The 1,869-nt window shown below is 73.6% G+C and carries 2 protein-coding genes; both read left to right on the top strand.

Annotated features, from left to right (window positions below; translation table 11 throughout):
* On the top strand, window positions 1–292 hold a 292-nt coding region (locus P409_RS33210; protein ID WP_034848738.1), incomplete at its 5' end, for a phosphopantetheine-binding protein.
* The coding region (locus tag P409_RS33205; protein ID WP_052121679.1) for a condensation domain-containing protein at window positions 289–1,869 on the top strand (1,581 nt) is incomplete at its 3' end. The genes P409_RS33210 and P409_RS33205, both read left to right, overlap by 4 nt.

Genomic DNA, 1,869 nt, shown 5'->3' with positions numbered 1-1,869 from the left:
TGAGGGCGAGGCGGAGCAGGCCATCGCCCGGATCTGGAGGGAGGTTCTCGGCCTCGACCACGTCTCCCGCCATGACGACTTCTTCGCCCTCGGCGGCCATTCGCTGATGGCGACCCGGGTGGCGTCGCGGCTGCGCCAGGCCCTGGGGGTGGAGCTGCCGCTGGCGGCGCTGTTCGAGAGCCGCACCATCGCCGGCCTGGCCGCGCTGATCGATCGACATGGCCGCGGCAACGCCGCGGCGGAACTGGATGCGATGTCCGATCTCCTGGACGCGCTGGAGCTGCCCGAATGAACGACATGACCGTGCCGCCGGCCGACCCGATGCGCGCGATCGCCGAGCGTGTCGCCGCCCTGCCGGCCGACAAGCGCCGGCAGTTCCTGGCCCAGCTCGATGCCAAGGGCATCAGCGGCCAGCGCCTGCCGATCGTGCCTGCGCCGCGCGACGGCGACCTGCCGCTGTCGCACGCTCAGCGCCGCCTCTGGCTGCTGTCGCGGCTGGAGCCGGAGGGCGCGGCCTATCACATCACCGGCGGCCTGCGCCTGTCGGGCGACCTCGACCCGGCCGCGCTGCAGGCGGCGCTGGGCGGGCTGGTCGCGCGGCACGAGGCGCTGCGCACCGTCTTCCCCGAGGCCGAGGGCGAGCCGCGGCAGCGCATCCTGTCGCCGGCGCCGGTGGACCTCGCCCGGATCGATCTGTCGGCCGGACGTCAGGCCGAGCTCGGCGAGATCTCGGTGGCGGAGGCCCGGCGGCCCTTCGACCTCGCGGCCGGCCCGCTGCTGCGCGCCACACTGATCACGCTGGCGGCCGACGAGCATGTGCTGCTGTTGACCCTGCACCACATCGTCGCCGACGGCTGGTCGCTCGACCTTCTGGTCGAGGATCTGGCCCGCGGCTACGAGAACCACCGGGCAGGCCGGCCACAGCAGGCCGCGTCCGGGATCCAGTACGCCGATTACGCGGTCTGGCAACGGCAGCTGATGGAGGCCGGCGAGGGCGAGCGGCTGCTTGCCTCCTGGCTCGACCGGCTCGGCTCCGGGCAGCCGGTGCTGGAGCTGCCGGCCGACCGGCCGCGGCCGAGCGAGCCGGACTGGCGCGGCGACACCGTCGCCTTCGATCTGCCGGACGATCTCTCCGCAGCGCTGCGGGCCCTGGCGCAGCGGCAGGGCGCGACCCTGTTCATGGTGCTGCTGGCCGGCTTCTCCGCGCTGCTGCGGCGGCTCGGCGGGCAGGACGATCTGCGCATCGGCATCCCCGTCGCCAACCGCCAGCGCCAGGATGTCGAGGCGGTGGTCGGCTGCTTCGTCAACACCCAGGTGCTGCCGGTGGCGGTCGACGGCCGGGCGGATTTCCGGTCGCTGCTGGCGGCGGTGCGCGACACGGCACTGGCCGCCCAGTCGCATCAGGCGCTGCCCTTCGAACGGCTGGTCGAGGCGCTGAACCCCGAACGCAGCCTCAGCCGCAACCCGCTGTTCCAGGTGATGATGCAGCATGGCCGGCGCCGGGACGCGGTGGCGCTGCGCCTCGGCGATGTGCGGGCGGAGATCCTGGCCCGGCCCGGCGGCAGTGCCCAGTTCGATCTGAGCCTGACCACGGCGGAGGACGAGGCCGGCCGGATCTCCGCCGAGCTGACCTATGCCGCCGAGCTGTTCGACCGGGCGACGGTGGAACGCTGGCGCGACAATTTCCTCCGGCTGCTGCGGCAGGCCGTGGCGCATCCCGACCGGCCGCTGGCGTGTCTGGACCTCCAGACCGAAGCGGACCGTGAGCGGCTGTCGGGCTGGAACGCGACGGACACGGCCTACGAGGCGGTGCCGAATGTGCTGTGGCTGATCGGGCGTCAGGCGCGGGCGACGCCGGAGGCGGAGGCG

The organism is Inquilinus limosus MP06 (genome assembly GCF_000767795.1).
GTDB lineage: Bacteria > Pseudomonadota > Alphaproteobacteria > DSM-16000 > Inquilinaceae > Inquilinus > Inquilinus limosus_E.
This window is presented reverse-complemented; position numbering and strand designations above follow the sequence as displayed.